Below are 5041 nucleotides of genomic sequence, written 5' to 3'. Positions count from 1 at the left end.
GCCGTCAAACCTGCGGGGTTCGTCAGCCCGCCGGGGCGGGCGGTCGTTGGCGATGAGCACCGCGATCCAGGGCAGCGGGATAGAGAAGGCGATGATCGCCAGCGAGATAAGACCGTTGTGCCACAAGCCATATGCCACGGCGGCCAGTAGCAGGGCCTGAATCCGAAACGACATGATGGCCAGGTACTTGCGCACCCGTTGCCGGTGCTGAACCTCGTACGCGGGTGCGGCGGCGGTGATGAGGATCGGTCGACCATCGTCGTCAAAACCCAGCTCTTGGCTGCGCTTCATTGCACCACTCTTCCACAAGTTGGCTGACGGTGGTGGACCCGGTTCCGGCACAATGTGTCCCATGGACACTCAGACCATCGAGCGCACCGACACCGACGAACGCGTCGACGACGGGACCGACAGCGACATCCCCAAGTTCTTCCATTACGTCAAGAAGGACAAGATCGCCGAAAGTGCCGTGATGGGCACCCATGTTGTGGCGCTGTGCGGTGAGGTTTTTCCGGTGACCAAGTCCGCCAAGCCGGGCTCACCGGTGTGCCCGGACTGCAAGCGGATCTACGAGACGCTCAAGCGGAGCTGATCCGGCCGGAGTTGGCGGGCGACGGTGCATCGGCGTCGTTGTCGGCGTCGGTCGTCGGGTTGACATCCGCGACGGCTTCCTTGGCGCGTTTGACCAGCCACCGTCGCATCCGGTGGGCATGCGTGCGCGGGGCCGCCCACTCCTCTTGGATGGCGGCGTTGAATTCGGCGCCCAACATGATCGAGAAGCCCGCGAAGAATGCGAACAACAGGAAGGCGATCGGGGTGGCCAGCGCTCCGTAGGTGTAGCCGGTGCCGGTGATGTAGCGCAAGTAGATGCGCAGGCCCAGCGTGGCGATCACGAACACCACGCTGGCCAGCGTCGCGCCGAAGATCAGCCGATGAGACGGAAGCGGGTCGGGCAGGGCAACCCGATACAAGACGACCACGGTCGCGATCAGGCCGACCAGCAGCGCCGGGTAGTAGCCGTAGGCCAGCACGTCCTGCAAGCCGTCGGGAATGAGTTCAGCCAGCTTGCGAGGCCCGCGCACCATCAACGGCGCCGCGACGATCACGAAGAGCAGCATCACCACATACAGCGCGAGCGCGTAGAGACGCTGGCGCACCGGATGGCGCAGCGGCGTCTGGTCGTGGGCTTCGACCACCGAGTCGACGAAGGCGGAGATCGCCGACGAACCCGCCCACAGTGAGATCACAAAGCCCAGCGACACCACCTCACCGCGGGCGCCTCGATCGATGTCGGAGATGGTCGGCTCGATGATTTCGTGCACGACGCTCGGCGAGAAGATTTTGCCCGACATCGACACCAGGTAATGCTCGATGACCGACATCGTGTCTGGGCCGAACAACGGCGCCACATAGGCCAGACTGCCCAGCATGCCCAGCAGCAACGGCGGCATGGATAACGCCGACCAGAATGCCGCTTGCGCGGCCTCCGAAAAAATCGAGTCGTCCCAACTTTTCGACAACGCCCGCCGAGTAATGCGCCACAGGTGATGCCGCGAGGGTTTCACTGGGTGGTCGGTCATGACCCGTTCAGGATTCCTGACGAATGCGATCCTCGCCAGGTCCGCTGGCGGCGAGTCGCGTTTAAGCTCCGACGGTGTCGCCGCTGATCTCCAGCACGGCAGACAATTCGATCAGCTTTGCCTCGTGCTCGTTGGCATGGTGTTGGCAGAACAAGAGTTCCGCGCCGGAGGGCAGCTTGGCGCGAACCCGTGCAGCAGCGCTGCACCGATCGCACCGATCAGCCCTGGTCAATTCGGGACTGGTCAACGTTGCGTTCATCGCTACTCCGTTCTGCCTTCTCCACTGTCTCAGATGACTGCGATTTTGGCCGTCTTCACCGGTGGTTTACCGGTTGTGTCGTTTCTCACCCCGTGCCGTTTGACCGGTGCGAGAAGATGGCGTCATGTCTGGGTCGCCGCCGCTGCTGTTGCATCTGTGTTCCACCGGCGACTGGTCAACTGCTCACGCCGAGGGCGAGCTTCGGCCCGAATCTTTGACCAGCGTTGGCTTCGTCCACCTCTCGACGCCGGAGCAAGTGCACCTGCCGGCCAACCGCCTCTACCGCGGTCGCGACGACCTTGTACTGCTGCACGTCGACCCGACTCGCCTGGATTCGCCCCTTCGTTGGGAACTAGGGGTAACAACGGATCCGGCGTCGATGCTGTTCCCGCATCTTTACGGCCCGTTGCCCGTTGCCGCCGTGATTAACGTCACCCGCTACCGTCCGGGCGCCGACGGCGGGTTCCCGGCGGTGGGCGGGTAGGCGTCGGCTTCGATCTCCACCAGCAGCCAGGGTTCGACCAATGCGGTCACCTCGACCATGGCGGCCGCGGGGAGGATGTCGCCGAACACCTCGGCGTGCACGGCCGCGACCTCGCGCCAGCGTGAAATGTCGGTCACATAGATGCGGGTGCGGACCACGTCGCTCAGCGCTGCGCCCGCCTCGATAAGTGCTGCCTCGATGCGGCGCAACACTTCTCGTGTCTGGATGCCGATATCGTCACCGGGCGCGGTGGTGCCGGAGACGGCGACGTACGAGCCGATGCGCACCGCGCGCGAATAGCCGGCGGCTGCCTCGAACTCGGTTCCGGAGCAGACCAGGACGCGACGGGTGGACATGCGGTCAACCTAGGACGCCCGCCCGGTGCGCGCACCCGAATTTCGCTCAGCGCGAAAGGCTCCAGTCCCTGTTTCCTTGAACGTGGTGGCCGACAGGACGACGCCGCGGCCCGGTCTCAGGAGCCCGGTGGTTGATCTCGCAGGCAATGCTGCCCGGCGCCGAGCACAGCAGGCCCGGGACGGGTGAGGGGGCAGATCGGGCGCTGTGTGCCCGAATCCCGGGACGGGACGCCCGCCAGGAACCTCGGACTACGGAGTTATGCCGAACGCCAGGTCGGCGGCGCTCACGAAGTCTTGGTACGCGACGGTCAAATCGTTGGCCAGCGTCAACGACGCGCCGTTGAGCCCTAGCTCCGCCGGGTCCAAGTTGAGCTGCGCCGGGTCATAAGTGCCGGGGGTGCTCGCGTTGACGGCGTCCTCGTAGGAGATAAGCGGCTGGTTGAACGCGGTCATCAGCGCCTGCAAACCGTGGTCGTAGTCAACGCCCAGCGCATCGTTGAATTGGAAGAGGTCTGCCGTCGAGGTCGGCGACAGGCCGATGTAGCCGTTGGTGTAGCCGATGCCCGCCGCTTGGTTGGCATCGATGATCACCGACGAGTTCAGCAGATCCTGCGCGGCGACCGTGGTGTCCGTCGGGACAAATGTGCCGGAAGCGGTGGTTCCGGAGGTGATGACATTGTAGAAATCGGCACCGCTGGTTCCGGTGACCTCGCCCAGCGGTGTGTCCGGATTGGACCATGGACTCACGCCTTCCAGGCTGAGCGCCGTGTCGTTGAGAGTCGCGCCTGACGTGAGCCCGATCTCGTCGTGGTGGGTGTTGTGGGCTGCGGGAATGGCCAGGCCGAGCGCGCCCGCCGCCGCCACTGCGGCACCGGCGAGAATCAACTGTGGTTTCATGTTTCTCCCCTTTTCGCTCGGGCCGCCCTGACACGGCCTCAGGTAAAAGCGGATGGTACGCCCGAGTGGGCACGAATGCACAGTTTTCTCTCAGCTTTTTCCTCTTGTTCATACAGCCTGCTGGGCGTATGACCGATCGGATCACGGTCTAGCCGGACTACGCCTGGCCGCAGGTGTCGCTAGTCCAGGTAGTCGCGCACTAGGGACGGCTAAGCGTTGTGGTCTACCTGCATAAACGGGGTAATCGCGGCAGCGCTGTGCGGTGAAATATCTTGGACTGAAACCACACAAGAGAGGAACACAATGACAACCGGGTTGCTTACCCCCGCCCAAGCCGCGCAACGTCTCGGCGTCCACACCGACGACATTCGCCGCTGGATCAAGACCGAGCAGTGCCCGGTCGTCAAAGATGGCCGCAAGGTCCGCATCCCAGCCTTGTGGGTGGACGACCCAAAGGGATGGCTCAACCTGTGGTGAAGATCGCCGCAACCGTCATCGCCGCGCTGGCCGTTCTCGCCGCGCCGGTAGCCCACGCAAGCCCGCCATGCGCCGCATACAACACCTGCCAGTACATGCCTAACCCGTCCTACGACGGGCCGCTAATGCCCGTGTGGGACACGCCCGGCACCTACGGTGGTTGGACGACGCTGCCGACGCTGTGTGATCCGGTCAGCTACGAGTGCAGGCAGGTCGCGCCCGGTAGCTAAGCGCCGCTAAAGTACATGGTGTGTAATGTGAAAACCGTTGTGCGGCAACGTACATGATGCATGTAGCTTGCTTGACGTGGCCCGTCGCGGGCGGTAGCTTCGCCACCATGACAACAACACACATCACGGCCCCGAAGGGCGCGGCACGGATAGACGAATGGGACGAGAACGGCGGGCGGTTCGTTCACTGGCCCGACGCCAAAGGGCTGCCCTGCTCCCTGTTCATGTCCGCCCGCCAACAGGCAGACGGCACGCTCGCCCAGCGGAGCGCGTATCTCGGCGAGATTGTCGAGCTGACCGACGAGACCCGTCGACGGCTCATCAGCGCGCTGTCGGCGCTAGAACTCGACTAGCAGATACCGCTCTCGCGGGTGGTCTAGCAGGTGTCGGGCAGGACAGGGGACCCACACCCCGCCCTGCCCGTAGGCCGTAAAGCCTCATGCCGCGCCCCGATAAACGCCGGTAGAAAGGTTGACCCGGCAAACGCGGCACACCCGACCTGAAAGAGGCTATGAACTGGCCATATCCCCCACACCCCAACCCGCAACCATGTAAAGGGGTTTCACCAACTTTCGTGGGTGACCAACGGGCTAGGGACTGCCCGGCCTTGTTACCGGGCATGACTGTGTGGGCTACTGGGCTCGCACCCGGTAGCCGTTAAGGACCGTAAGCTCCGCTGTCGACCATTGGACCGCATGGTCGGCGCTGTACTGGACAACGAACGGCCCCATACGTTGAGACTCGATGATCTGCGACGT

10 protein-coding genes are annotated in these 5041 nt (G+C 63.9%); 5 read left to right on the top strand and 5 right to left on the bottom strand.

The genetic code is table 11. The features are described 5' to 3' along the window. On the bottom strand, positions 1-309 hold a 309-nt coding region (locus tag AC2VOU_RS11380), incomplete at its 3' end, for a DUF3099 domain-containing protein (protein WP_486957473.1). Positions 310-352: 43 nt separating this feature from the next. Between AC2VOU_RS11380 and AC2VOU_RS11375 the strand changes: the two genes are divergently transcribed. Continuing rightward, positions 353-592 carry a DUF3039 domain-containing protein gene (locus tag AC2VOU_RS11375; RefSeq protein ID WP_486957472.1) on the top strand — a complete coding sequence of 80 codons (240 nt, stop codon included), beginning with the start codon at positions 353-355 and terminating at the stop codon, positions 590-592. Here the strand turns inward: AC2VOU_RS11375 and AC2VOU_RS11370 are convergent. Together AC2VOU_RS11370 and AC2VOU_RS11365 are read right to left on the bottom strand one after the other, a co-directional pair. After that, positions 579-1580: a YihY/virulence factor BrkB family protein gene (locus AC2VOU_RS11370; RefSeq protein ID WP_486957471.1), complete on the bottom strand. Its 1002-nt coding sequence runs from the start codon at positions 1578-1580 to the stop codon at positions 579-581. The genes AC2VOU_RS11375 and AC2VOU_RS11370 overlap by 14 nt on opposite strands. A 61-nt stretch (positions 1581-1641) precedes the next feature. Then, complete coding sequence (locus AC2VOU_RS11365; RefSeq protein WP_486941555.1) at positions 1642-1839, bottom strand: DUF7455 domain-containing protein; 198 nt, start codon at positions 1837-1839, stop codon at positions 1642-1644. 124 nt (positions 1840-1963) lie between these two features. On the opposite strand from AC2VOU_RS11365, the gene AC2VOU_RS11360 reads away from it, so the two are divergent. Then, positions 1964-2323: a DUF952 domain-containing protein gene (locus AC2VOU_RS11360; RefSeq protein WP_486957470.1), complete on the top strand. Its 360-nt coding sequence runs from the start codon at positions 1964-1966 to the stop codon at positions 2321-2323. Here AC2VOU_RS11360 and AC2VOU_RS11355 read toward each other — a convergent pair. Both AC2VOU_RS11355 and AC2VOU_RS11350 read right to left on the bottom strand, forming a co-directional pair. Continuing rightward, a complete protein-coding gene (locus tag AC2VOU_RS11355) occupies positions 2278-2679 on the bottom strand; it encodes a RidA family protein (RefSeq protein WP_486957469.1) in 402 nt (133 codons plus the stop codon). The two genes, AC2VOU_RS11360 and AC2VOU_RS11355, sit on opposite strands and share 46 nt — an antisense overlap. Positions 2680-2928: 249 nt before the next feature. Then, positions 2929-3576: a hypothetical protein gene (locus tag AC2VOU_RS11350; protein ID WP_486957468.1), complete on the bottom strand. Its 648-nt coding sequence runs from the start codon at positions 3574-3576 to the stop codon at positions 2929-2931. A 303-nt stretch (positions 3577-3879) separates the two neighbouring features. Here AC2VOU_RS11350 and AC2VOU_RS11345 point away from each other — a divergent pair, with 303 nt between their 5' ends. From AC2VOU_RS11345 to AC2VOU_RS11335, 3 genes are all read left to right on the top strand, one after another. Further along, positions 3880-4053 (top strand): excisionase family DNA-binding protein, encoded by a 174-nt coding sequence (locus tag AC2VOU_RS11345; protein WP_486957467.1) that lies wholly within the window; start codon positions 3880-3882, stop codon positions 4051-4053. Further along, entirely contained in the window at positions 4050-4283 is a 234-nt protein-coding gene (locus tag AC2VOU_RS11340) for a hypothetical protein (RefSeq protein WP_486957466.1), read from the top strand. Before AC2VOU_RS11345 ends, AC2VOU_RS11340 begins: the two co-directional genes overlap by 4 nt. A 107-nt stretch (positions 4284-4390) precedes the next feature. Then, entirely contained in the window at positions 4391-4636 is a 246-nt protein-coding gene (locus AC2VOU_RS11335) for a hypothetical protein (RefSeq protein WP_486957465.1), read from the top strand. Positions 4637-5041: the final 405 nt, after the last annotated feature.

Source organism: Mycobacterium sp. TH-M25, assembly GCF_057473665.1.
The sequence above is the reverse complement of the archived record's forward strand: the minus strand, read 5'-3'. Positions and strand labels throughout refer to the sequence as shown.